This window comes from Megasphaera geminata F0357 (assembly GCF_000239275.1).
Lineage (GTDB): Bacteria > Bacillota > Negativicutes > Veillonellales > Megasphaeraceae > Megasphaera > Megasphaera geminata.
Map to the genome: position 1 here is coordinate 1 of NZ_JH417578.1, position 679 is coordinate 679.

The 679-nt window shown below is 49.5% G+C and carries 2 protein-coding genes; both read right to left on the reverse strand.

Features of this window, described 5'->3' with window-relative positions:
• A partial coding sequence (tatC, locus tag HMPREF0080_RS03395) for a twin-arginine translocase subunit TatC (protein ID WP_006789814.1) occupies positions 1–465 on the reverse strand: 465 nt, incomplete at its 3' end.
• Positions 455–679: hypothetical protein (locus HMPREF0080_RS03400; RefSeq protein ID WP_006789815.1), on the reverse strand; the 225-nt coding region annotated here is incomplete at its 5' end. The genes tatC and HMPREF0080_RS03400, both read right to left, overlap by 11 nt.

Consider the following 679-nt stretch of genomic DNA (forward strand, 5'->3'; position numbering starts at 1 on the left):
GGCCATGATGAAGGACAAGTACGCTTCCAAAGAAAACATAGGTTGTAATGTTTGCGTCGCGAAACCGATAAAAAAGCCGACCGCCGCCGGGACAACGAAGTAATACGCAAAAACAAGACCGACATAAAAAAGAAGAACCGCTGCCGGCAGGATGAGCAGCACCGCCCTTTTCTCTTCAGGCCATAAAGCGGGAGCGATAAACGCCCAAAGCTCATAAAGAAGAACGGGTAATGTCACGAGAACGCCTGCATAGACGGCAATTTCCACATATGTAAAAAAAACTTCTGCCGGATTCATGAAATACAGCTTTTCCGCAGGTCCCGACAAGAGGGCAATAATATCATCCACATACCCGTAGCAGGCAAAAGATGCTGCGCCGACAACGGCCAGACAGATACTGATACGTTTCCGAAACTCCTGCAAGTGATCGCGTAAAGGCATTTCCTGAATAACCTTATCTCCCAAAATCCTTCTCCTTTTCCGCCACAATAGCCTCCGCCAAGATGGTTTCTTTTGCGTCCCGTCCGGCGACAGAGACATCCGTTCTGGCAGGCGCTATTATATCATTGTTTACACTCGCCTGTGCGGCTTCCTCTGCCGCAGCCTGCACGGCAGAGGCTGCAGCTGTTTCTCCTTCTTCAAAACCGTCCTTCAACATGGCCTGCGCTTCTTTAAACTT